Annotated in this window: 15 protein-coding genes and 1 pseudogene; 6 read left to right on the forward strand and 10 right to left on the reverse strand. The window is 71.2% G+C overall.

Annotation, left to right across the window (positions count from 1 at the left end; genetic code table 11):
- Positions 1-1,016 precede the first annotated feature (1,016 nt).
- Positions 1,017-2,000: a ricin-type beta-trefoil lectin domain protein gene (locus tag JKJ07_RS45900; protein ID WP_203078096.1), complete on the reverse strand. Its 984-nt coding sequence runs from the start codon at positions 1,998-2,000 to the stop codon at positions 1,017-1,019.
- Positions 2,001-2,267: 267 nt separating this feature from the next.
- On the opposite strand from JKJ07_RS45900, the gene JKJ07_RS45905 reads away from it, so the two are divergent.
- On the forward strand, positions 2,268-4,013 hold the full coding sequence (locus JKJ07_RS45905) for an alpha/beta hydrolase (RefSeq protein ID WP_203078097.1): 1,746 nt from the start codon (positions 2,268-2,270) through the stop codon (positions 4,011-4,013).
- A 42-nt stretch (positions 4,014-4,055) separates the two neighbouring features.
- Here the strand turns inward: JKJ07_RS45905 and JKJ07_RS45910 are convergent, their stop codons facing one another.
- Entirely contained in the window at positions 4,056-6,500 is a 2,445-nt protein-coding gene (locus JKJ07_RS45910; RefSeq protein WP_203078098.1) for a VIT domain-containing protein, read from the reverse strand.
- Entirely contained in the window at positions 6,497-7,126 is a 630-nt protein-coding gene (locus JKJ07_RS45915; RefSeq protein WP_203078099.1) for a MerR family transcriptional regulator, read from the reverse strand. Before JKJ07_RS45915 ends, JKJ07_RS45910 begins: the two co-directional genes overlap by 4 nt.
- 57 nt (positions 7,127-7,183) lie before the next feature.
- Between JKJ07_RS45915 and JKJ07_RS45920 the strand changes: the two genes are divergently transcribed.
- Positions 7,184-7,879, forward strand: coding sequence for a cyclase family protein (locus tag JKJ07_RS45920; RefSeq protein WP_203078100.1), 696 nt, complete (start codon positions 7,184-7,186; stop codon positions 7,877-7,879).
- Here the strand turns inward: JKJ07_RS45920 and JKJ07_RS45925 are convergent.
- The 4 genes from JKJ07_RS45925 to JKJ07_RS45940 form a co-directional block, all read right to left on the reverse strand.
- Complete coding sequence (locus JKJ07_RS45925) at positions 7,861-10,038, reverse strand: immune inhibitor A domain-containing protein (protein ID WP_203078101.1); 2,178 nt, start codon at positions 10,036-10,038, stop codon at positions 7,861-7,863. The two genes, JKJ07_RS45920 and JKJ07_RS45925, sit on opposite strands and share 19 nt — an antisense overlap.
- 39 nt (positions 10,039-10,077) lie before the next feature.
- The gene (locus JKJ07_RS45930) at positions 10,078-10,344 is read right to left on the reverse strand and encodes a hypothetical protein (RefSeq protein WP_203078102.1); all 267 of its coding nucleotides are present in this window, start codon (positions 10,342-10,344) and stop codon (positions 10,078-10,080) included.
- 69 nt (positions 10,345-10,413) lie between these two features.
- Complete coding sequence (locus JKJ07_RS45935; RefSeq protein WP_203078103.1) at positions 10,414-11,196, reverse strand: ABC transporter permease; 783 nt, start codon at positions 11,194-11,196, stop codon at positions 10,414-10,416.
- Positions 11,193-12,092: an ABC transporter ATP-binding protein gene (locus JKJ07_RS45940; RefSeq protein ID WP_203078104.1), complete on the reverse strand. Its 900-nt coding sequence runs from the start codon at positions 12,090-12,092 to the stop codon at positions 11,193-11,195. The genes JKJ07_RS45935 and JKJ07_RS45940 overlap by 4 nt, the downstream gene beginning before the upstream one ends.
- A 131-nt stretch (positions 12,093-12,223) precedes the next feature.
- Here JKJ07_RS45940 and JKJ07_RS45945 point away from each other — a divergent pair, with 131 nt between their 5' ends.
- A complete protein-coding gene (locus tag JKJ07_RS45945; protein ID WP_203078105.1) occupies positions 12,224-13,456 on the forward strand; it encodes a sensor histidine kinase in 1,233 nt (410 codons plus the stop codon).
- A gap of 20 nt (positions 13,457-13,476) precedes the next feature.
- Positions 13,477-14,157, forward strand: coding sequence for a response regulator (locus JKJ07_RS45950; protein WP_438871513.1), 681 nt, complete (start codon positions 13,477-13,479; stop codon positions 14,155-14,157).
- On the opposite strand, the gene JKJ07_RS45955 is transcribed toward JKJ07_RS45950, so the two are convergent.
- Entirely contained in the window at positions 14,154-15,332 is a 1,179-nt protein-coding gene (locus JKJ07_RS45955) for a dipeptidase (protein WP_203078107.1), read from the reverse strand. The two genes, JKJ07_RS45950 and JKJ07_RS45955, sit on opposite strands and share 4 nt — an antisense overlap.
- A 162-nt stretch (positions 15,333-15,494) precedes the next feature.
- Between JKJ07_RS45955 and JKJ07_RS45960 the strand changes: the two genes are divergently transcribed.
- Together JKJ07_RS45960 and JKJ07_RS45965 are read left to right on the forward strand one after the other, a co-directional pair.
- Positions 15,495-17,021, forward strand: coding sequence for a CBM96 family carbohydrate-binding protein (locus tag JKJ07_RS45960; RefSeq protein ID WP_203078108.1), 1,527 nt, complete (start codon positions 15,495-15,497; stop codon positions 17,019-17,021).
- Between the two features lie 224 nt (positions 17,022-17,245).
- Positions 17,246-19,957, forward strand: a complete 2,712-nt coding sequence (locus JKJ07_RS45965; RefSeq protein ID WP_236031282.1) for a putative bifunctional diguanylate cyclase/phosphodiesterase — start codon at positions 17,246-17,248, stop codon at positions 19,955-19,957.
- Between the two features lie 372 nt (positions 19,958-20,329).
- Here JKJ07_RS45965 and JKJ07_RS45970 read toward each other — a convergent pair.
- Positions 20,330-22,367: pseudogene (locus JKJ07_RS45970) on the reverse strand (ArnT family glycosyltransferase).
- Between the two features lie 45 nt (positions 22,368-22,412).
- Positions 22,413-23,225, reverse strand: a complete 813-nt coding sequence (locus JKJ07_RS45975; protein ID WP_203078109.1) for an SDR family NAD(P)-dependent oxidoreductase — start codon at positions 23,223-23,225, stop codon at positions 22,413-22,415.
- Between the last annotated feature and the right edge of the window lie 65 nt (positions 23,226-23,290).

Raw genomic sequence — 23,290 nt, forward strand, 5'->3', positions numbered from 1 at the left:
AACGGGGAGAGGGCGGAAAAACGGGAAAGCGGGGTGAATAGGGGAGAGGGGGCGGACGAGGGGTGGGGGGGCGGCCATGTGAGGGGGGGGGGGGGAGGGGCTGGAGGGGCTGGAGGGGCTGGAGGGGCTGGAGGGGCTGGAGGGGCTGGAGAGCAGAAGGAGCCGCAGATAATCGGCTGGCGGGCTGGCGGCCTGACGGGCAAATGGGGTGCACATCCGCGCTCGACACCGATCAGCCGCTGCGAGCAGGCGGGCCCGCCACCGTGGCAGGCGGCGAGCGGCCGAAGGCCAGGGGGTAGTCGGCGGTGGGCTAAGCGGGACGGGTGGGTGGCGTCGTTCGTGGCGGGTGGCGGATGCGGGCGGCGGTGGTGTGGAGCGGGATGGGTGGGCGGCGTTGCTTGGCGGGTGGGCGGATGTGGGCGGCGGTGGTGTGGAGCGGGATTGGTGGGTGGCGTTGCTTGGCGGGTGGGCGGATGCCGGCGGCGGTGGTGTGGAGCGGGATGGATGGGCGTCGTTCGTGGCGGGTGGGCGCATGCGGGCGGCGGTGGTGTGGAGCGGAACGGGTGGGCGGCGTTGCTCGGCGGGTGAGCGAAACGCGGGCAGCAGTAGTGCGGAGCGGGACGGGTGGGTGGCGTCGCTCTGGCGGGTGGGCGAACGCGGGAAGGCGTGGTGCGGAGCGGGGTGGATGGGTGACGTGGTTCGTGGCAAGTAAACGCTGGAAGGTGGCTCGGTTGCTGGTGTCACAGCGGACGGCGAGTGCCGTCGGTCGTGTTAGGTGACGCGGTGGGCGGGGAGCGAGATGGCGAAGAACAGGACGGGATCGTGGTCGGCGCGCCAGGGGCGGATAAACACACGGGCGGGCCAGCGGCGGCGGAGCGGCCAGGGAGCGACGGAGGCAGGTGGAAGCCGCCCAGGACCGGTCGCTCCGGGTCGCTTCCATTGCTCGCCCTGGCCGGTGGGCGGCGTTGGAGAAACCGGTGAGAGCGCCTTAACGACCGCCGGGAGTCACGGCAGCTCTAGGGGAGGGACCAGCGCTGGTTGGCGGAGCCGGTGCAGTCGGTGACTACGACGCGGCTGCCGGACTTGCGGCCGCCTGCCGGGTCGGTGAGGCAGTTGTTGTTTACTGCGCTGAGCAGGCGTTGGCCGGAGGCGCGCCACTGGGCCGGGGTTCGGCCGTCGCATGTGGTGACCTCGACGGCGCCGCCGCCGACCAGGAGGGCGCATTTGCCCATGACGCGCAGGGTGCCGTCGGTGGCCAGCGTCCATGTTTGGGCGACCGAGTTGTTGCACTCGTACGTTTGCACGAAATTGCCGTCGACTGCGACCGCGCCGTTCAGGTCGAGGCACTGGCCGTTCTGGCCGCGGATCACGGCGGTGCGGTCGCTTGACGGGGGATCGGGTGCGACCAGCTGCGGGCCGCCCGTCGGGGCCGTCTTCTCGCCGCCGCCGGGCGATGTGGGGGTGAGCGAGATCGGGGTCGGGCTGGTGGCGACGGGCGGCACCCCGGGTGCCGAGACTCCGGCGCTCGCGGACGCCGACGACGACGTCGAGGGGACGCCACTTGTGCTGCTCGTGCGGCCCGGCTGACCGGTCGACGTGCCGGAGATCGACGGCGAGACGGCCGCGCTCGTGGGCAGTGGGGCCTTTGCCGCGGGGATCTCGGCGCCGGGCTCGGTGGCGACCGATGGCCGCACGTCCTCGGAGCGCAGCGCCGCATAGCCGGCGGCGGCCGCTCCCAGCACTACGACCGTGGCAGCCGAGGCCATGACCAGCAGGCGGCGCCGGTGATTGCCGGCCGTTCCGGGCTTGGCCGCGGCGTGGCGCTTGAACGGTAGGTGCAGGATCGCCGTCGGCGCGTCCGCGCTGGTGTGCTGTGCGGCGTCCGGCGTCGAGGGCCAAGTCTGGGTGGATTCGTCGTCGTCGAGCGTGCCGGAATCGCGCAGCACGAACGGGCGCACGAGCAGGGGATCCCGCTCGCCGTTCTGGTCACCGTCCGTCACGCTTCACCCGCCGCCATCGAGTCTGCACAAGACGATCGGCCGCCCAACATACCCGCGATGATCGTGAATCCGCCGCCCCGTGAACATCCGACTTTCCGCCCGTTGTGGCAGTTCGGGCAGTGATCGATGACATTCAGTCGGCTTGGCGACAGTTGACCCGGCAGCAACTTTCCTGCTCCCTGACAGCGATCCAACTTGATCTCCAGCGAACCTACCTTTCAGCTCATCCGGGCGCGACACGGGCACCGGCCGATCAGGAAGGTCCCCATGTCGCTTCCCTCCCGCCTGCTCGCCGCGGGCGTCGCGGGCCTGGTCATGGCCGGTGCGCTGATCGCGCCGGCCGCGGCCGCGGGCACCCCGGACGTCGCCGCCGAGTCGCGAACCGTCCGCACCTCCTCGGTGGAGCGCCGTCGCGTCGACTCCGTGGCGACGCCGAAGCTGCGCTGGTATTCGTGCTACACGTGGGCGCAGTGCGCGACCGCGCAGGTGCCGCTCGACTACGACCGCCCGTACGGCCGGAAGGTCACGCTGGCCCTGCTGCGCGTCAAGGCCCGCGACCAGAAGCACAAGATCGGAAGCCTCTTCGTGAATCCGGGCGGCCCCGGCGCCTCGAGTGTCGGGCTCGCCCTGGCCGCGCCCTACTTCATGAGCGACTCGCTGCTCGAGCGCTTCGACATCGTCGGCATGGATCCGCGCGGCGTCGGCTTCAGCGACCCCGTCAACTGTTTCGGCGACCCCGGCCGCCAGCAGCCCGTCGTGGCCAAGCTCAACACCGGTTTCCCGTACGGGGTCAAGCAGGAGAAGGCTTTCCTGAAGGCGGCCGCCAAGCAGGGCCGGGCCTGCTCGACCGCAGGGCGCGAGCTTGCCGGCTCGATGTCGACCGCCGAGGTCGCGCGGGACATGGACGTCATGCGCCGGGCGGTCGGCGACAGCAAGCTCAGCTACCTGGGCTTCAGCTACGGCACCGCGGTCGGGCAGTACTACGCGAACATGTTTCCCGACCGCTTCCGCGCGATCGCCGTCGACGGCGTGATCGACCCGCGGGCGTGGGTCGGCAGCAGCCGCACGGCGGGGCAGGTGCAGGACGACCGGCTGCGCTCGGCCGACGGCGCGTGGAAGGCCCTGCAGGAGATCATGCGCCGCTGCAACGCGGCCGGCTCGGACAAGTGCGCATTTTCCGGGCAGGCGCTGCGCCGCTTCCGGATCATCGCGGACCGGCTCAAGGCCAAGCCGCTGACCGTGGGCGGCCAGAAGATCACCTACGCCGCTTTCGTCAGCATGGCGTTGAGCTCGCTCTACGACGTCGAGGCGGGCGCCGAGGTGACCGAGATGGCGGCCGCGCTCTGGCGGCTCACCACGCCTGGCGCGAAGACCACCGGCGCCGAGGTGGCCGTCGTGGCCCGGGCGCACCAGAAGGCGATCGGCCGGGCTTTCCCCTACGACAACTCGTTCGACGCCTACAACGCCGTCATGTGCACCGACGGCCGTCACCCCGCGCACGGCTCCGCCTGGGTGAAGGCGGGCGCCAAGGCCGATAAGCGAGCCCCCTACTTCGGCCGGGCCTGGGTGTGGGCGAGCGCGGCGTGCGCCCGCGACTCGTGGACTGTCCGCGACGAGGACGCCTACACCGGGCCGTTCAACCGCCTGACCAAGAACCCGGTGCTGGTCGTCGGCAGCTTCTGGGACCCGGCGACGAACTACGTCGACGCGGTCAAGTCGGCCGAGCTGATTCCGCACAGCCGCCTCCTTTCGAGCGCCAACTGGGGCCACACCGCCTACGGCACGTCGGCCTGCGTGACCAACGCGATGGATCACTACCTGCTCACGCGCGCCCTGCCGGCCCCGGGCAAGGCCTGCGTCGGCGACATCCAGCCGTTCCGGACGAAGCTGAGCGACGACCCGGACGAGACCGCCGAGGACGTCTTCACGCTGGACACCGCCAACCCGGCCGAGATCGCCGCCCACGGCCTCCCCGCCGCGGACAGCCCGAAGGTCCTCCCGCCCGTCCGCTGAGGTCACCGCGCCCGCCGGCAGTCAGCCGGCGGGCGGGGCGTCTCAGCGTTTCCAGAACGACTTGCGCTCCGGAGTGGTGTCTTCGGACTCGGCCTGGGCCGGGGTCTTGTCGCCGGCAAAGGCGGTCAGGACCTCCGTCGCCGCCGCCCATTTCTCGGCCACTCCGGCGTCGGAGCGGAGCGTCGCCACCAGGTCCTTCAGCGGGGCGAACTCGGGGTCGTCGAGCCACCCGGCCAGCACATGCAGCCGGCTGGCCAGGTCGTCCAGCAGATCGCGGCGTTCCCAGTCGGGCAGCCCGGCCGCGTCACGCAGCCGCTGGGCCTCGGTCGCGGCCAGCACGCGCACCTCGTCGATGCTCGGCGCACCCCCGAACGAGGCCTGGGCCTTGGCCCGCATCATCGCCGGGCGGGCGGCGACGCGTCCCCGCCGGAAGCCACCGTCGCCGGCCGGGCTGCCCAGCACCGCGCCGCCACCCACGCCGCCGGAACCCGTCTCGGCCGGGGCGGCGATCGACTCCAGGGTGGCCGGGGCGAACCGGCCCGGCGCGGACGGAGGCGGCGCGGGCATCGGGGCGGCCGCTCCGGCGACCATCGGCATCATGCTGGCCGCCGCCACGTCGTCCATGGCCTCCCAGCCGTCGGGGAACTCGACCGGCTGGGTCACCCGGCGCGTCTCGCCGCCCTCGTTGACCACCCGGCTGTCCACCGCCACGAACGCCGTGAACCGGCACAGCACCCCGTAGCGCAGGGAGGTCGCCACGATGCGCCGCTCGAGGCCGGGGTCGCCCGCGGCATAAGCGTCTTCCAGATCGCGCAGCCGCGCCCGGGCCCACTGGGCCTCGATCGCCGCCTCGTGCTTCTCGCGCACCGCCACGGTCGTCCGGAACTCCTGGTCGTCACGCGTGCGCCCGGTGACCACCAGCTCGCCGGCCGGGCGGCCGGTGTAGCGCCCGCTCACCACGAGCGGAACGCCGGGATAGAGCCCCGGCAGCCGGGCCGGCGACCGGTCGTCGTCGACCAGCGTCATGCCCGAGGCCGTGACGCTCAGGCCGGTGACGACCGGGGCGCCGATGCGGCGGTGGATGTGCTCCATCGCCTCGTCGAGACGGTCCTCGCTCTCGACCAGCTCGGCCCGGCCGGCCCCCAGCGCGGCGAGCCGCCCCAGGAACCCGGCGTTGACCGCGCGGTCGATCCCGATGGTGTGGATGCGGGTCGTGCCGATCAGCGGCGTGACGTCGTGGACGTTTTGATCCTCGTTGCCGACCTGGCCGTCGGTGACCAGCACGAGCACCCGGTCGCGGCCCTCGCTCGCGCGCAGCAGCTCGAGCCCCTCGCGCAGCGGGCTGAGCAGCTCGGTGCCGCCGCGGGCGCCGGCCTTGGCCAGATGCTCGACGGCGCGGAAGCGATGCCGGTCGGTCGCCTCGGCCAGCCCGGCCGGCAGGTCGTCGGGCCGGTCGACCTGGTGGTCGAACGTGAGCACGGCGAAGCGGTCGGCGGCGGTCAGCGTGTCGACCACCCGGGCCGCGGCCCGCCGGGCGGCCACCATCTTCCAGCCGCCCATGCTGCCCGAGCGGTCGAGCAGCAGCACCACGTCTTTGGGGCGGGCGGGAGTGGAGTCGGCGGGCGGCAACACCACCAGCTGGAAGACGCCCTCGGGCTCCTCGGCGGACTCGTCGGGCACGGCGATCGCGGTCTGGCCGCCGCCGGTGTAGGGCAGGCGCAGGATGAAGTCGCGGTTGGCGCGCTCGTCGGGACCGATCGTCAGGACGCCGTCGCGGTCGACCACCGTGTGCAGGCTCGATCGCACTTCGCCCAGCTCGAGGCCGGCCGGGTCGATCTCGACGGAGACCCCCAGCCGCAACGGGTTGGGGAAGCCGGGCAGCAGCACCGGGGGAGTGATGCGCGAGGCGTCGGGCACGGCGTCGGTGTCGGGCACCCAGCCGTCGCCCACCGACTTGCCGGGCAGCGGCGTGCCGGGAATGTAGCGCGGCGCCACGACCAGCGGGAACCGGAACGTGGCCTCGCCGTCCTCGAAGGGCAGCGGCCCGACCAGGCTCAGCTCGACGGTGACCCGCTCGCCGGGCACGACGTTGCCGACCCGCATCGTGAACACGTCGGGCCGCTCCTCCTCGGCGATCGACGCGCGCCGGCCGGAGGCGATCGCCTGGTCGTACGCCTCCCGGGCCGCCCCGCGTTCCTGCAGCTCGGCCGTGACCACGCGGTCGTCGCAGGTCATCGTCATGCCGGTGACCGCGGCCCGGTCGGGCAGCGGAAAGACATAGGTCGCCTCGAGCGCGTCGTCGTGCACGTTGACGAACTCGGTGGTCACGACCGTGCGCGCGACCAGGCCGCTGATGCGGGCCCGGACGTCGAGCCGGTCGAGCGGCAGGGCGCCGCGGTCGGTGCGCAGCATGCCGAAGCCGGCGTCGGGGAGGATCCGGATGCGGCTGATCTCCCCCGGCGCCATCGGGGTGACGGAAAAGGTCATGACGGACTCCCATCGATCAAGCCGTCGGCGGTGGTCAGGCCTCGGGCGGTGAGCAGGTCGAGCAAGGGGGCGGCGGCCTCGGCGACGGCGTCGCGGTCGGCATCGGAGACGGCGGCGGGAACGAGCAACAGCACACCGCCACCGAGGGCCAGGCCAGTGAATGCCTGGCTCGCCGCGACCGAACGGACGGGCGAGGGCGGGGCGGGCAGCGGGAGGTCGGCCGGCGGCGCGGGGGCCTCGGCGGGGCGGTCGGCCCAGAATCGCGAGCGCTGGGTGTGCTGCTGCCCGAACGCTTCTTCGTCGATCGTGACCATGAGGTTGGACGGAACGAGGGCTATCTCGGTGAGGCGGGCCGGGGAGATTGCGGTCAGCTCGGCCTGGATCTGGGCGATGGTGAGACCCTCGGCCTGCCGCCGTTTGACGGCGACCAGTTGCTGCAGGTGGCGCGGGCCGTAAAGAGCGGTGCGGCCGCGCATGCCGAGCGGCTTGTCGACCAGGCCGATCGTCGAATACCACCGGATGGCCCGGCGATCGGGCACATCGCGCACGCGTCCGTTCGGCGCGCCGGGGTATTCGGCCTCGAGGGCCTCACGCACCCGTTCTACCAACTCGTCCAGCGTCCACATGCCCACGACTATGACACTGTCATCGTGACACTGTCAATGAGTGTATGGTGCTGCGGCATGCGACTCGTGAGCCTGTCCCACGTGCACGACCCCGCCACCACAAACGTCTACCCCGGCGACCCGCCCTTCGAGCTCGAGACGGTCGCCACGATCGAGAACGACGGTTATTACCTGCGCTTCGTCCGCCAGGGCGAGCACACCGGCACCCACTGGGGCGCGCCCGGCCACTTCAACCAGGGCGAGCCGCTGGCCGACGAGCTCGACCTCGACGACCTGCATCTGGGGGCGGTCAAAATCGACGTACGGGAGAAGTGTGCCCGCGATCCCGACTATGCCGTGACGATCGCCGACATCGAGGCCTGGGAGGAGACGCACGGGCGCATCCCCGCCGAGTCGATGGTGATCATCTGGACGGGCTGGGACGCCAAGTGGGGCACGGCCGAGTTCACCAACGCCGGCGCCGACGGGTCGCCGCATCATCCGGGCTTCGCTGTCGAGACCGCGCGCTGGCTGATCGACACGGGCCGCCTCGGCCACCGCGGCGGCACGGGCACCGACGCGTTCAGCCCCGACGTCGGCGCCGACGCCACCTACACGGTGTCCCACCTGGTCTACCAGCGACATCGCATCAGCCTGGAGGTCCTGGCCAATCTCCAAGCGCTGCCCGAGACGGGCGTCCACATCCTCTGCGGCGGCCAGATCAACCGCGCCGGCTCGGGTTCCCCGGCGCTGATCTACGGCCTGCTGCCATGACCCCCGGAGCCGCCGGGCTGCAGGGTGCCGTTGACGACCAGCCGATACGGGGCGTAGCGCTTCTCGGATTCGGTGGGCTCGTCGTGCGAGATGACGGCCACCACCTTCGGGTACGAGGCCAGCCGCTTGAACTGGTTCACGGGGACCACCGCGGCTCGGTCGGGGGCCAGTCCGACCAGGCGTACGTGCCAGGCGTGGACGGGGGTGCGCCGCAGCGCGGTCGGGGACGTCCAGCCGGCCAGCGAGGTGCCGTCGCTGAGCTTGCGGCCGGCCAGGGTGATGGTTCCGATCCGCCAGCCGCCGTTGGCGGAGGCCGCGTCGGTCACGTAGCGCAGGCCCAGCAGCACCTTCTTGCCCGCGTACGCCTTGAGGGGATAGTTCGCCGTGACGACGCCGTTGCTGGCGCCGGTCAGGGCGGGTCCGAGCCGCCCGGGCACGGTCCGGTCGCCGGTGACGGCGTGATAGGTGCGCCCGCCGTTGATCGAGATCATCACGTACGCGTAGTCGTAGCGCTCCTCGGTGGCGTAGGAGGTCTCCAGGGAGAGCACCGGCTCGCCGGCCGGAATGGTCACCGGCTTGACCGCGTACGAGTCGAGGTTCGCGGTGTTGCCCGAGAAGAGAGTGCCGCCGGCGATCGTCCAGCCGGTCGGCAGCGGGTCGAGCGTGCTGGCGCCCCGGAACGAGACCGACTTCAGGGGCGTCGGCAGCGGCACGTAATCGGCCCCGTTCGGCGCCGCGCCCGCCATGTCGTACGCGGACCGGTTGTCCAGGTTGATCGCGGAGCGCAGCGAGGCCGCGGTGACCCGCTCGGCGGCGATGCCCGCGACCGGCCCCGCCACGCCGTCCAGCAGCGTCATCAGCTGGAAGTCGTGCAGCACGTCGTAGAGCGCCACGCCGACCGGCAGCGCCGCCTGCACCCCGGCGAGTCCCTGCCGCAGGCCGTCGCGGTGCAGCGCCGACAGCACTTCGATCCCGAATCGGTCGCGCAGATAGAGCATGAACTGATAGACGTTGCCGTAGTCGGCCAGCACCTCGCTCGGCGCGCCCTCGTCCCACAGGTTCAGCGAGTTCTGCGGGCCGCCGCAGTCACGCGGGTTGATGTTGTAGCGCGTGCGCATCGGCCCCCAGCCCTGAAAGCACATCAGGTGCGTGTCGTTGCCCGGCTCGTGCACCCCGGCCCGGCCGTCGACATAGCCGGTCAGCGTCTGCGCGAAGTCGGCCATCCCCTCGTTGAGCCAGGTCGTCTCGTGCGGGTCGGTGTAATAGGTGAGCAGGTGCTGCCATTCGTGCGCGAAGGTCGCCTCGTACATGCGGGGCCGGGCGGGCCGGCTCGTGCAGAGATCATCCGTGGGGTCGTCGGCCGGCTGCGCGCCGAGGCGGTGCTTCCAGTCGTACGCGTCGATGGTCATGACGTTGCGGTCGAAGAGCTCGTTGAGCTGCTGCGAGAAGAACCCGGCGACGTAGGTGACCGCCTTGGGGAAGGTGAAGTAGTTGGTGTCGCGGATGTTGTCGACCAGGGTGACCGTCTTGTCGCCGTCGCCGGTGAAGTCGCCGTCCATCGTCGCCGCCGCGCCGTTGCGCTCGGGCGGGGTGCCGAAGACGGCCGTCTCCTTCGGATGAATCGTGCCGTCGAACTCGCGGACCAGGTCGGCGACGTTGCGGTCGGTGACCTCGATCGAATTCTTGCGGCAGTCGGTGGCGGGGAAAGCGAGGTCCTGCGCGACCCACACCTCGATGTGTTTGCCGACCGCCTTCAGCGTGTAGTTCTTGCGATAGAGGTTGCCGGTCGTGTCGTCCAGACCAACCCATTCCCGTACGGTTCCGACCGCGGGAGTGGACTGCGCCGCCGCCCGGCCCTGCGGTCGTGCGCGCGGGCGATATTTCGGACTTGTCGGAAGGGGGCGTCCGTCGAGTGTTAGGTGCTCCCGGCTGAGCTCGCGAGTGTCGGACGCAAGATCGGCGGCTGGGGGCCGAGCGCCAGGCATGGCGAGCGCGGCGGGCTGGGTGCCGGGCTGGGTGAGCGGGGCGGGCTGGGTGAGCGCGGCGGGCTGGGCGCTGACCGGGGCGGGGAGGGCAGCGGATGCGGGCCGGGCCAGGGCGGCGGGGGTGCCGGCGAGGAGCGTGACAGCGGCAAAAGCTGCAAACCGGGCGCGGCTCATGAAAAAGGACGCTACCCGTGGCGGGCAGCGTCCCGGTGGCTATTCGAAGAGCGAGTGGTCCCGCCCTCTCTCGGCGCGGCGGCGGGCCCGGCGGCGCAGCTGCACGACGACCATGTCGATCGCGGCCACCACCGCCCAGGCCAGCAGCAGCCAGCCCGGCACCGTCCATCCGGCGCGCAGCAGCAGGATCCCAAGAACCGTGCAGACGACGAACCCGAACGCGGCCAGGATCAGCCGCAGGTTGAGCGGGCTGTACGGCTCTTCGACCGTGCCGCGCCGGCCGGGCGGTTGGGCACCGATGGGCATGCCCGCGCGTACCCTCGCCCGGCCGTGGTCAAACCCGGGGTGAGCGCCGCCCCGGGCCCGGGACGGACGCTAGTTCACCTCGCGGCGCAGCACCCGCACGACGCCGACCACCAACGGCAGCAGCACCCATACGGCGGCCGAGACGCCGACCCGGGCCCATTCGCCGCCGGTCATGCCGGCCTCGGTCATCGCCGAGGTCGTCGTGTTGATGTCGAGCCAGCGGGAGGCGTCGGCCAGGGCGCTGATCGTGCCGCCCAGGATGCCCCACACCATCGGCAGGGCCAGATACAGCACGATCGCCAGCGGCGAGTTGAGCAGCAGAGCACCGAAGGCCAGGCCCATCAGGATGAAGACGACCTGCATGGCCGCGCCCTGCCAGATGAGCGAGCCGGGGATGTCGAAGCCGCCGTCACCGCCGAGGACGCCGGCCAGCGCGGTGGCCGCGAGCGCGATCACCATCATCGCCACGGTGGAGAGCAGCGCGATCAGCACGCCCGCCGCCAGCTTGGCCACAATCACCCGTTCCCGGGCCGGCACGAGCGTGAAGGTGGTGAGCGCGGTGCGCTGCGACCATTCGGCGGTCATCGACAGGATGCCCAGCACCGGCAGCAGCACGGCCGAGGGCAGCAGGGCCAGGCCGAAGAAGCCCTCGAGGTTCTGCTCCTCGTCGGGCGCCCAGCCGATCAGGATCGCCGAGGTGCCCACGGTGGCCAGCGCGATGATGATCAGGAGCCAGAGCCCGGCCCGGGTGTCGGCCAGCTTACGCAGCTCGACGAGGGTGAGCCGGCCGAGGCCGGGGGAGCGGACCTCCGGGCGTACGGAGGGGGCTGGGGTTTCGAGAACGGCGGTCATCGGACAGCCTCCTTGACGGAATCGCCGGCGGTCAGGGTGAGGAACATCTGCTCGAGGCCACCGGAGCCGGCCGGCCTGAGCTCGAGCAGGACGAGCCCGGCGTCGGCGGCGGCGCGCCCGATCACCTCGGAGCCGGTCGGCACCACGACGGCCCCGTCGGTCGTCCGTGTGCCGGGCAGCCCGGCCCGGTCGAGCACCATCGCGAGCGCGGCGGGGTCGGCCGCCCGCACCAGGGTGCCGGTCTGGGCGAGCAGTTCGGCCTTGTCGCCCTGGGCCACGATCTTGCCGCCGCCGATCACGACCAGCCGGTCGGCGACCGCCTCGACCTCGCGCAGCAGGTGGGAGGAGAGCAGCACCGACCCGCCGCGGTCGGCGAAGTCGCGCAGCAGCCCGCGCATCCAGAAGATGCCCTCGGGGTCGAGACCGTTGGCCGGCTCGTCGAGGATCAGCACGGCCGGGTCGCCCAGCAGGGCCAGGGCCAGGCCGAGCCGCTGCCGCATGCCCAGCGAGTAGGCCCGGACCCGGCGCTTGCCCGCGACCGTGTTCAGCCCCACCCGGTCGAGCGCGCGCGGCACCTCTTTGCTGTCGATGCCCATGGTCATGGCGGCCAGCGTCAAGACCTCTTTCCCCGTACGCCCGGGGTGCTGCGCCGACGCGTCGAGCAGGACGCCCACCTCGCGGCCGGGGTTGCCGAGCCGGCGGTAGGGCACGCCGCGGACCGTGGCCGAACCCGACGTCGGCGTGGACAGGCCGCAGATCATGCGCATCGTGGTCGACTTGCCGGCGCCGTTCGGGCCCAGGAAGCCGGTCACCGTGCCGGGCTCGCAGGTGAACGACACGTCGTTGACGGCGTTGTGCGAGCCGTACCTCTTCGTGAGATTCTCGACCGTGATCATGCAGTCAAGCCTGCGGCCGCCGGGTGGGCCGGCGCTTCGGCCGGAGGTCGGTCACCCGGAACCTTGGTCTAGGACCAACACCGACTTTGGTCGGTATCCGGGGTCTCCCGCCCGCCCGTAGAGTCTCGGACGTGGGAAAACTCAGCCAGGATTACCGGTGGCTGCTGCCCTCCGCGCTCGAGGCGTCGGATTCGGGCCGCAGGTCGACCCGTGACTGGCTGATCGACGTTCTCGTCTTCCTGCTCGGCTTCGGCTTCACCGCGTACGGGACGTATGACCTGCTCCAGCCCACGCCGTCGTTCCTGGTCGAGCAGGCCGGCAACCCCGCCTGGCTGATCTGGACCGACTTCGCGTGCGCGACGGTGGCCGCGATCGGGCTGTGGTGGCGGCGCACGACACTGCTGATCCCGCTGGCGATATTCTGCGTGGTCATCTCGATCTTCACCGTGGCCGCCGGCTTCACGCTGCTCATCGTGCTCTTCACCGTCGCCGTGCACCGCAAGTTCTCGGTGCTCGCCCTCTTTTTCGTCAGCATCACTGCCACCAACGCCGTCTTCCCGTTCATCCGCCCCGAGACCGGCCGCAACTATTGGGAGACGACCGCCTGGAGCACGGTCTTCCTGGTGATCGTCTGCCTGTGGGGCATGGTGGTGCGCTCCCGCCGCCAGCTCGTCGCGTCGTATCGGGACCGCGCCGAGCGCGCCGAGGCCGAGCAGCAGCTGCGCGTGGCGCAGGCCCGGTCGACCGAGCGCAACCGCATCGCCCGCGAGATGCACGACGTGCTGGCCCACCGCATCTCGCTGCTGAGCCTGCATGCGGGCGCGCTCGAGATCAAGCCGAACGCCGCGCCCGACGAGGTGGCCAACGCGGCCGGGGTCATCCGGGCCAGCGCCCATCAGGCCCTGCAAGACCTGCGCGAGGTGATCGGCGTGCTGCGCGACGACCGGCCCGAGGGCGCGCCCGAGCCGCCGCAACCGACTCTCGGCGAGCTGCCCGCGCTGGCCGAGGAATCCCGCTCGGCGGGCGTCAAAGTCAGCCTCGACGTCGAGGTCGAGCCGGCCGCGGTGCCGGCCGGCACGGGCCGCACGGCCTATCGCATCGTGCAGGAGGGCCTGACGAATGCGCGTAAGCACGCGCCCGGCGCCGTCGTGCGGGTCAACGTGGCCGGCTCGGCGGGCGACGGCTTGGTGATCGACATCCGCAACCCGTGGCCGATCGGCGGGCCGGGCACGTCGATCCCGGGCACCGGCACGGGCCTGATCGGGCTGACCGAGCGGGCGGCGCTGGCCGGCGGCCGGCTGAGCCACGGCCGCACGCCGCAGAACGAGTTCGCTCTGACAGCATGGCTGCCATGGCCGACATAGCGGACGACAGCAAGGCGACTATGGCCGACGTAGCGGACGCTGACGGGAGTCAGCCGGTGCGGGTGCTGATCGTCGACGACGACGCGCTCGTGCGCGCCGGGCTCGGCATGATCCTGTCGGCGGCACCCGACATCATCGTGGTCGGTGAGGCGGCCGACGGCGCCGAGGTGCCCGGGGCGGTGTCGCGCCACGAGCCCGACGTCGTGCTGATGGACATCCGGATGCCGCGCGTCGACGGGCTCGCCGCCACCCAGTCGCTGCGGGCCCGCCCCGGCGCCCCCGAGGTGATCGTGCTGACCACCTTCGACGCCGACGAGTTCGTGCTGGGCGCGCTGCGGGCCGGGGCCAGCGGCTTCCTGCTCAAGGACACGCCGCCGGCCGAGATCCTCCGCGCCGTCCGCCGGGTGTCCGCGGGCGAGGCCATGCTCTCACCCACGATCACCCGGCAGCTGATCGCGCACGTCGCCGCACCGGCCCCGCCGTCGCGCACCCGCGCCACCGCCCGGCTCGACCAGCTCAGCGAGCGCGAACGCGACGTGGCGCTGGCGCTCGCGCAGGGCCGGTCCAACGCCGAGATCGCGGGTGACCTGCACATGTCGGTCGCGACCGTGAAGGCCCACGTCTCCCGCCTGCTGATCAAGCTGGAGCTCAACAACCGCGTGCAGGTGGCGATCCTGGTGCACGACGCGGGGCTGGTCTAGCGGGCCGGCACCGGCGGCCAGAGCGGCTCCTCGGCCAGGCGCTCGGATTCGCGCAGGGCCCGCAGGATGTTGCGCCCGGCCAGCTTGCCCAGGTCGTCGTCCGACCAGCCGCGCCCGGCGAGCTCGGTCAGCAGCAGCGGATAGCTCGACACGTCGCCCATGCCGTCGGGCAGCTCCGGCGTGCCGTCGTAGTCGCCGCCCAGCCCGATGTGGTCGACGCCGGCCACGTCGCGGGCGTGCTCGACCTGGTCGGCCACCTGCGCGACGGTCACCGGCGGGCGCGGGTTGGCGGCTAGCCACGACGCGAACTCCGGTTCGACCAGCCGGTCCGGGCCCGGCCAGTCGGGCAGCGTGGCCGGGTCCTCGCCGGGGCGCGGGGCCCGCGGCCACTCGGCCGGGCGCGACGGCGGGCCGAGCCGCTGCCATTCCTCGTCGGCGGCGGCCATCCAGGCTCGCGACTCGGCCGACACGAACGGCGCGACGAAGGTCAGCTGGATGACGCCGCCGTTGTCGCGCAGCCGGGTCAGCACGTCGTCGGGCACGTTGCGCGGGTGGTCGTGCAGGGCGCGTACGCCGGAGTGACTGAAGATGACGGGGGCGAACGCCGTGTCGAGCGCGGCGTGCATCGTCACCGGGGCCACGTGCGAGAGGTCCACCAGGACGCCGATCCGCTGCATCTCGCGTACGACGGCTCGCCCTTCGTCGTTGAGCCCGCCGACCCGGGACTCACGCACGGCGGAGTCGGCCCACGAGAGGTTCTCGTTGTGGGTCAGGGTCACGTAGCGCACGCCCAGCCGCGCGAAGGCTCGCAGCACCCCGAGCGAGGTGGCCAGGCTGTGCCCGCCCTCGATCCCGAGCAGCGAGGCGATCTTGCCCGCGGCCATGGCCTGCTCGACGTGGTCGGCGCTGTACGCGATCGCGAAGTCGTCCGGGTAGGCCGCGGCCATCCGGTAGACGGCGTCGATCTGCTCCATCGTCGCCACCACGGCCTCGGGCTCGCTCAGGTCGCCCGGCACGTAGACCGACCAGAACTGCCCGCCGACGCCGCCCGCGCGCAGCCGGGGGATGTCGGTCTGCAGCTCGGGCCGCTCCTGGTCCAGCCCCTCGACCCGATACCCGAAGCGTCCGCGTAGCTGCATGGGCAGGTCGTTGTGCCCGTCGATGATCAGTTCCATGGTCTCTGGCTACCCGTGCGAGGCACCGAAAAGCAAGACTTGAGGAAAACGGCCCCCGCAACCTGACCGCACCGGTACGGGCACTGGACGCGCACCTGGCGTGCCGGAATCTCTTTCACATGCCCGGCTGACAACAGCCGGACAGAGCGGGGGAGATTCAAAGTGCGTCGTTCCAAGCTGAAGAAGTACTCGGTGCTGACCGCCGTCATCGCCGGTGCCGCCGGTGTCGCGGCCGCGGGCCCGGCTCAGGCCGCCGCGGGGACCACCCTGAAGCTTGCCGCGGGCGACGACGCGTACGTCTCGAGCGCCCGTACGAATGTCGCCTTCGGTGGCGAGGCCAAGCTGGTCGCCGGGATCGCCGGCAAGGAGACCAAGACCTCGTTCCTCAAGTTCGCCGTCCCGGCGGGCACCAAGGTCGCCGGCGCGCGCCTCGTGCTGACCACGCAGGCCCCCTCGGCCAGCACGGTTGCCATCCGTCAGGTCGCCAACACCGCCTGGACCGAGGGCAAGCTCACCGCGGCCACCGCCCCGGCGCTGGGCTCGGTGCTGGGCAGCGCCGTCCCCGGCTCGACCCTGTCGTTCGACCTGGGCAAGGTCGTCAAGGGCCCCGGCACGTACGCCTTCGCCCTGTCCTCGACCGGTGCGGCCGTGCGCTTCCAGTCGGCCGAGGCCAAGACCGGCGCCCCGGTGCTCGAGGTCAAGACCGACACCGACGTGTCGCCGCCCGTGGTGTCGACGCCCAAGCCCGCCGGTGACTGTGTGACCGACGCGAAGCTGGTGCCCTCCTGTGGCGTGCTCTGGGGCGCCGCGGCCGGCGGTTTCACGACCGCGCCGCGCGACCAGGCCCTCAAGGACTGGGAGAAGCTCAGCGGCCGCACCTCCACGATCTTCCACACGTACCACAAGGGTGACGAGAACTTCCCGACCAAGGCCGAGATCGCGATGACCAGCGACGCCGCCGCCCCGCGGGTGCTGCTGACCAACTGGAAGATCGCGTACGGCTCGTCGTGGGCGAAGGTGGCCCAGGGCCAGCAGGACAAGCGCATCGACGCCTTCGCCGCGCGCGCCAAGGCGTACGGGAAGAAGTTTTTCCTGGTTCTGAACCACGAGCCCGAGAACGACGTCGTGGCCAAGGCCGGCTCCGGCATGGAGGCCAAGGACTTCGCGGCGATGTACCGCCACACGATCCTGCGGCTGCGCGCCCAGGGCGTCACCAACGTCGTCAACGTGATGGCGTACATGGGCAACGAGAAGTGGATGGCCCAGTCGTGGTGGAAGGACCTGTACCCCGGTGACGACGTCGTCGACTGGATGGGTCTCGACTCCTACGTGAGCGTCGAGCCCGGCTACTACCACGCCGGCAAGTTCAACGACCTGCTCGACCGCGCCCCGACCGGTGGCGGCCTCGGCTTCTACGACTGGTCGATCACCCAGCACGCCGCCAAGCCGATCATGGTCGCCGAGTGGGGCGCCTACCACCGCGTCGGCAAGGTCAACGACAAGTCGGCCGTCTACAACAGCGTCCTGCCCGAGCTGGCCAAGCGGCCCGGCATCAAGGCGATCGTGTACTTCGACACCAAGAAGGACGACGAGGGCGACCGCGACATCAGCATCGACAGCACCCCGGCCGCGCTGGCCGCGTTCAAGAAGCTGGCCGCCGACCCGATCTTCAAGGTCAAGCTCGGCTGACGCCTGTTACATGGCGATACGCCCGATGTCCCAGTTATCTTGAGCACAAGTTGTTCATCTTCGTAAGGCTCCCGGACGTCTGGAATTTCCGTAACGTTAACGCCCGGCGCTGGATCGCGCCCGATCGAGCAGAGGTCGAAAGGGGGTCCCACCATGGCTAAGAAGTCGAAGAAGGACAAGAAGAAAGACAAGAAGAACAAGAAGAAGAAGTGAACTGACGCTTCTTGGTTCGCGGCGGCTTCCCCGTACGGGGGGAGCCGCCGTTCCTGTTCCCCGGATCTCTCAAGTGGTCGCCCGAAAACCCGATCTTCTGGGGCGCCGGACGCGACAACCAGGGGAGGGACGCGATGTCGGGCGCCGCCCACCCCGTTCTCGTACTGCTCGTCTCGCTCGCCCTGGCCACCGTGGCCGGCTCGGGCGTGCTGGCCGGCCTGACCGCGCTGACCGCCCTCGGCGTCACCGCGATGGCCGTGTACGTCATGCGCCTGCGCCAAGCCCGTACGCGGTGGGCCTGGCTCGGACTCGGCGCGGGCGCCCTGGCCGAGGCCGTGGGCATCCTCGTCGACGGACCGCAGGGCGCCGGGCACATCGCGATGGCCACGATCATCGCCGGCACGCTGCTCATCACCCCGACCCCCGACCAGTCCCGCCTGTCCCGGCTGCGCAGCATCGTCGACGCCCTGCTGGTGGGCAGCTCGCTGCTCATGACGAGCTGGAACTTCGTCCTGGCGCCGGCCGAGGCGGACGGCAACACGTTGCTGATCGCCCTGCCCGTGGCCGATGTCGTGCTCGGCACCGTCGCGATCGCCGCCCTCGCCCGCTGGCGCCGCGGCTACCGTGGCTCGGCCACGCTCGTCCTGGTCAGCGTGGGCCTGATGCTGATCGCGCTCGGCGACAGCACCGCCGTGCGCATGCTGGCCGACAACGTCACCGGCTGGCTGTCGATGCCGGCGGCGGGTGGGCTCGCCGGCTACGGGATGCTGCTGCTGGCCGGCATTCGCGCGGCGGGCATGGGCCGGCTGACCGAGCAGGAGCCCGAACCCGACGCGGGCGTCGCGCGCCGTCCGGCCAGTCTGTTCCTCCCGTACGCGGCGGTGCTCGCGGCCGTGGCCTCCGGCACGTTCTGGCTCGCCACCGGCCACGCCAGCTCACCCGTCTTCACGTGGTGCCGGTTCGCGTCGATCGGCCTGATCATGCTGCGCGGGCTGATCCTCGTGCTCGACAACCGCCAGCTCGCCCGTCGTCTCGAGGAACGGGTCATCGGCCGTACGGCGGAAGTGGCCAACCGCGAGCAGCGCTTCCGGGCACTGGTCGAACAGAGCTCCGACTCGCTGGCAATCCTCGAGGCCGACTCGACCGTGCGCTACCAGAGCTCGTCCGTCGAGCGCATCTTCGGCTTCCCCGCGGCGGTGCTGGTCGGCCGGCGCCTCGTCGACATCGTCGGGAAACGGGCCGCGCCCCGGATCCAGGCGGCGATCGAAAACGTGCTCGGCCGCCCCGGCGGCGTCCACACGTTCACCGTGACGCTGCCCCACCAGGACGGCTCCTGGCGTTTGTCCGAGATGACCATCACCAATCTGCTCGACGACCCGTACGTGGAAGGGTTGGTCTTCAACACCCGCGACGTGAGCGACGCCCAGCAGCTGCAGGACCAGCTCCGGCACGAGGCATACCACGACGCGCTGACCGGTCTCGTCAACCGGGCCCTCTTCCGCGAGCGGCTGGCCGCGGCGTTCCAGGACGAGGTGTCGATCCTCTTCCTCGACCTGGACGGGTTCAAGGAGGTCAACGACAGTCTCGGGCACGCAGCCGGCGACCAGCTGCTGGTGCAAGTGGCGGCACGCCTGCTCGATGTGGTGCCGCCCCCGCACACGGTCGCGCGCCTCGGCGGCGACGAGTTCGCGGCCATCACCCTCACGGACGCCGCCGCGCTCGCCGTCGACATCCTCGAACGCCTCGACCAGCCGTTCATCGTCGACGGCCGGGAACTGCACGTGGGCGCGGGCATCGGCATCGCCTCGGCCGCCGACGCCACCGACATCGAACAGCTGCAACGCAACGCGGACCTGGCCATGTACAAGGCCAAGGAGGCGGGCGGCGGGGTCTACGCGGCCTACGACCCGGCCATGCACGACGCCCTCATGCAGCGGCTGTCTCTCGCCGACGACCTGCGCCTGGCCCTCGACCGTGACGAGCTGCTGCTGCACTATCAGCCGACCGTCGACCTGGCCACGGGGGAAATCATCGGCTTCGAGGCCCTCGTACGGTGGCAGCACCCCACCCGCGGCATGGTGCCCCCGCTCGAGTTCATCGGCATCGCCGAGTCGACCGGCCTGATCGTGCCGTTGGGCCGCTGGGTGCTCGCCGAGGCGTGCCGCCAGGCGGTCGCGTGGGGCCGCCCGCTCAAAATGGCCGTCAACGTGTCGGTCCGCCAGTTCGAGGCCGGCGACCTGGCTTCGACGGTGGCCGAGGTGCTGGCCGAGACCGGGATGCCGGCCGACCAACTGTGCCTCGAAATGACCGAGAGCGTGCTGCTCACCGACACCGACGAAAACCTGTCCCGCATCGTCAGCCTCAAGGCGCTCGGCGTCATGCTGGCCATGGACGACTTCGGCACGGGGTATTCGTCGCTGGCCTACCTGCGGCGCTTTCCCATGGACGTCCTGAAGATCGACCGCTCCTTCGTGGACCGGCTGGGCGCGGGCGACGCCGAGGACGAAACCCTGGTCGACACGATCATCCGGCTGGGCCGGCGTTTCGGCATGCGGACGGTGGCCGAGGGGATCGAGAACGAGGCCCAGCTCGCGGTGCTGCGGGGCATGGGATGCGACTACGCCCAGGGGTATTTCTTGTCGCGGCCCGTGCCCGCTGCTGCGGCGGGGGGTTTGCTGGAGGGCGGGTTGGCGGCTTTTGCTGTGGCTGGGCCGCGTTCTTAGCGTGCTCGTTGCGTGGCTCGCTCGCTTGCATGGCCCGCCTACTGCATGGCCCGCCCGCTACATGGCCCGCCCTCCACCGGGGGACCGCCGCCAGTGGCCATTGTCGCGGCTGCGGCCGATCTCTGCGGCGTGCCCTGTGGACAAGCGAGGATTGTGGATAAGCCTGGTTGATCTTCTGGGGTGCCACCGCCTCCCCCGCCCACCCAAGGGCAAGCGGGGACGTTACCTGGCGGGGGGACTTGGAAATGGGTTGTCCACAGGTCACTCGGGGGCGTGAATGCGCGCTATCTGGGTTTGTGGTGGTGTGACGTTGGTGATGCGCGGCGGAGCCCCGCGTCTTGGCGGGACGCGGGGCTCCTGAACTGCGATTAATCAGCCGGCTGCCTGGGTGAGGTCGTAGACCGTGGTGCCGCCTACGGTTGTGGCCGTGTAGTTGTCGGCTACCCAGGTGGCGATCTGGCTGGCTTGTGTGGACTCGCCGCCGCCTCCGCCGCCCATGCCGCCGCCCGAGATGTAGTAGTGGATTTGGCCGGCGGCCACGTAGGCCTGGAACTCGGTCAGGGTGGGGGAGGGGTCGCTGCCGTTCCAGCCGCCGAGGGCGATGACCGCGGTGCCGCTGGCGAGTTCGAGGTCGGCGGCTGACGTGGCTCCGCTTACGGCGGCGGACCACTTGGCGGTGCTGGCCCTCAGGAGGGCGGTCAGCTCGCTGTTGGTGGACTGGCCGCCCATACCGCCTCGGCCTCCGCTCGGCGGCCCACTCGCGGACGAGCCGTCAGAAGCAGCGGAGCCGCCAGAAGGCGAGCCATCAGCAGCGGCCGAGCCGCCAGAGGGCGAGCCGCCAGAGGCAGCCGAGCCGTCGGAGGCACCCGAGCCGTCAGAGGCAGCCGGGCCGTCAAAAGCAGCCGAGCCGTCCGGAGCAGCCGAGCCGGATGAGGAAGCGCCCGGCCCCCCATTGCGGTCGAAGCCCCCACCCTGCCCACCCGACGACGGCCCGGACGAAGGAATAGACCCGTTATGGGGCGACCGTAGCGGTAGCCCCCGCATAAGCGGCCCCACCAGCCCCAGCCGACAAGATCGCCACAGTCAGCGCAACCACCGCGAGCCGCCGCAACGGCACCAGCAAAACCAACGCCGCAGCCAAGCCCAGCACCAGCGAACCCCACCGCAGCACAGGCAGCCAGTCAATACGCCCCAGGAGCACCCACCCCCACACCGCCGTAGCCCCCACCATGCCCGCCAGCACCCCGCGGGCACAGAGCATCGACCGCCGCTCCCACATCGCCCGCCCACCCACGGCGACCAGCGCGGCGATCCCCGGGGCCAGCGCGACCGTGTAATACGGGTGGATCGTCCCGCTCATGAACGAGAACGTCAGCCCCGTGACGAGCGTCCACCCACCCCACATCAGGATCGAGGCGCGCAGGAAGCCGGTACGCCGCCACGTCAACGCCACCCCGGCGACCAGCGCGATCAACGCGGCCGGCAACAGCCAAGAGATCTCCAGCCCCATCGAGCTGCCGAAGAGCCGCCCGATGCCCGTAGAGCCGCCGAAAGAGGCGCCTCCGCCGCCGTTGCCCGAGCCGCCGACGATGCGGCCCAGCCCGTTGTAGCCCAGGGCCAGCTCCCACAAAGTGTTGTTGGTAGACCCCGCGATATACGGCCGAGACGAAGCCGGCCACAAAGACACCAGCGCCACATACCACCCCGCCGACACAACCAACGCCGCCCCGGCGACCAGCAGGTCACGAAGACGCCGCCCCAGCCCGGCAGGCGCCGCGAGCAGATACACCAGCGCGAACCCCGGCAGCACCAGGAACGCCTGCATCATCTTGGTGAGAAAACCGAACCCCAGCAGTACGCCGGTCAGCGCCAGCCACTTCCACGAGGCCTTCTCCACAGCCCGTACGGTCGTGTAGGCCCCCGCCGTCATCAGCAGGACGAGCAGCGCGTCGGGGTTGTCGTACCGGAACATCAGCACGGCCACGGGAGTGAGCGCCAGCGCCGCCCCCGCGACCAGCCCGGCCGCCTGCCCCGACCAGCGCTTGACCGCCGCGTACAGGAACCAGACGCTCGCCACCCCCATCAGCGCCTGCGGGGCCAGGATCGCCCAGCTGTTGACGCCGAAGAGGCGCGCGGACAGTCCCATCACCCACATCGCCGCGGGTGGCTTGTCGACCGTGATGGCGTTGCCGGCGTCGAGCGAGCCGAACAGCCACGCCTTCCAGCTCTGCGCGCCGGCCTGGGCGGCGGCCGCGTAGAAGCTGTTGCCCCAGCCGGAGGCGCTCAGGTCCCACAGGTAGAGCACCGCCGTGCCGAGCAGCAGCACCAGAACGGGCCACCGGCGATCTCCGCGAACAGCCGGCGCCGCGTGCCTGCGTACGGTCGAGGGCTTTTCCAACAAGGTCGTCATGCCGGCAAGACTCGACGCCCGGCCTGTGCCGGCCCTGTGCTGGTTCTATGAGGTCGCCTTCTCACAGAAGGCCCACAGCTCCTCCTCCCGCGCCTGGTTGTGGGACTCGGTCGACGAGGACGTCACCGTGGCCCGGTCGATGTAGCTGCCGGCGGGCCCGGGCGCAGGTCCAGCCGCCGCCGCGGCCAGTTGATCGCCGGCCCGTTGAGGCGTGTTGACGCCCGGGAACAGCGGGAACACCCGCCGGAAGAGCACGTCGCCGATCCGGTCGGCGCGGACGAGCCCGGTGCCCGGGGTGAAGGCCGGGTTCCAGGTGTACGCGTCGACGCCGCGCCGCGCGAGGGCGTGCACCAGGTAGAGGACGCCGAGCTTGCTGGTCGCGTACGCGCCCCGGCCTTTGAGCTTGGGGTTGGGCCGGGCCAGCTCGCCGGGCGTGGTCCAGGTCGGCGCCGGGACGATGCCGAGGTTGTGCCGCAGGTCGCCGAAGTGGGCGTCGCTGCCGGTGATCACCACGCGGGCCCGGGTCGTCAGCGGCAGCAGCCGCAGCAGCAGGTGGTGAGCGAGCACGTTGACCGCGAACGTCGTCTCGTACCCGTCGACGGTCGTGGTGGTGGCGGTGGTCATCTGTACGCCCGCGTTACCGATGTAGCCGTCGAGCGGCTCGGTGACCTGGGCCGCGATCTTGCGGACGCTGTCGAGCGAGGTCAGGTCGCCGCGGATCACCGTGGTGCGGGGCAGGGCGGGCTGCTCGCCCCGGGCCACCACGATCAGCCGCAGGCCCGGGTGGTCTTCGAGCAGGCGCCGGGCGGCGTGCAGGCCGATGCCGCGGCTCGCGCCGTTCATGAGAAGGGTGGTCATCTCGCCTCCAAAGCGTTTGGTACTCAGTACCATACGGTACTCGGTACCAATTTGATAGGCTGGCG

Origin of the sequence: Paractinoplanes lichenicola (assembly GCF_016785085.1) — a bacterium.
Lineage (GTDB): Bacteria > Actinomycetota > Actinomycetes > Mycobacteriales > Micromonosporaceae > Actinoplanes > Actinoplanes lichenicola.

What these genes read in the sequence shown, in the direction of transcription:
- JKJ07_RS45935 (WP_203078103.1), bottom strand. Translation starts at nt 11,196, where the DNA reads ATGACCGCCGTTCTCGAAACCCCAGCCCCCTCCGTACGCCCGGAGGTC.
- JKJ07_RS45905 (WP_203078097.1), top strand. Translation starts at nt 2,268, where the DNA reads ATGTCGCTTCCCTCCCGCCTGCTCGCCGCGGGCGTCGCGGGCCTGGTC.
- JKJ07_RS45920 (WP_203078100.1), top strand. Translation starts at nt 7,184, where the DNA reads ATGCGACTCGTGAGCCTGTCCCACGTGCACGACCCCGCCACCACAAAC.
- JKJ07_RS45950 (WP_438871513.1), top strand. Translation starts at nt 13,477, where the DNA reads ATGGCCGACGTAGCGGACGCTGACGGGAGTCAGCCGGTGCGGGTGCTG.
- JKJ07_RS45925 (WP_203078101.1), bottom strand. Translation starts at nt 10,038, where the DNA reads ATGAGCCGCGCCCGGTTTGCAGCTTTTGCCGCTGTCACGCTCCTCGCC.
- JKJ07_RS45930 (WP_203078102.1), bottom strand. Translation starts at nt 10,344, where the DNA reads ATGCCCATCGGTGCCCAACCGCCCGGCCGGCGCGGCACGGTCGAAGAG.
- JKJ07_RS45955 (WP_203078107.1), bottom strand. Translation starts at nt 15,332, where the DNA reads ATGGAACTGATCATCGACGGGCACAACGACCTGCCCATGCAGCTACGC.
- JKJ07_RS45940 (WP_203078104.1), bottom strand. Translation starts at nt 12,092, where the DNA reads ATGATCACGGTCGAGAATCTCACGAAGAGGTACGGCTCGCACAACGCC.
- JKJ07_RS45910 (WP_203078098.1), bottom strand. Translation starts at nt 6,500, where the DNA reads ATGACCTTTTCCGTCACCCCGATGGCGCCGGGGGAGATCAGCCGCATC.
- JKJ07_RS45915 (WP_203078099.1), bottom strand. Translation starts at nt 7,126, where the DNA reads ATGTGGACGCTGGACGAGTTGGTAGAACGGGTGCGTGAGGCCCTCGAG.
- JKJ07_RS45975 (WP_203078109.1), bottom strand. Translation starts at nt 23,225, where the DNA reads ATGACCACCCTTCTCATGAACGGCGCGAGCCGCGGCATCGGCCTGCAC.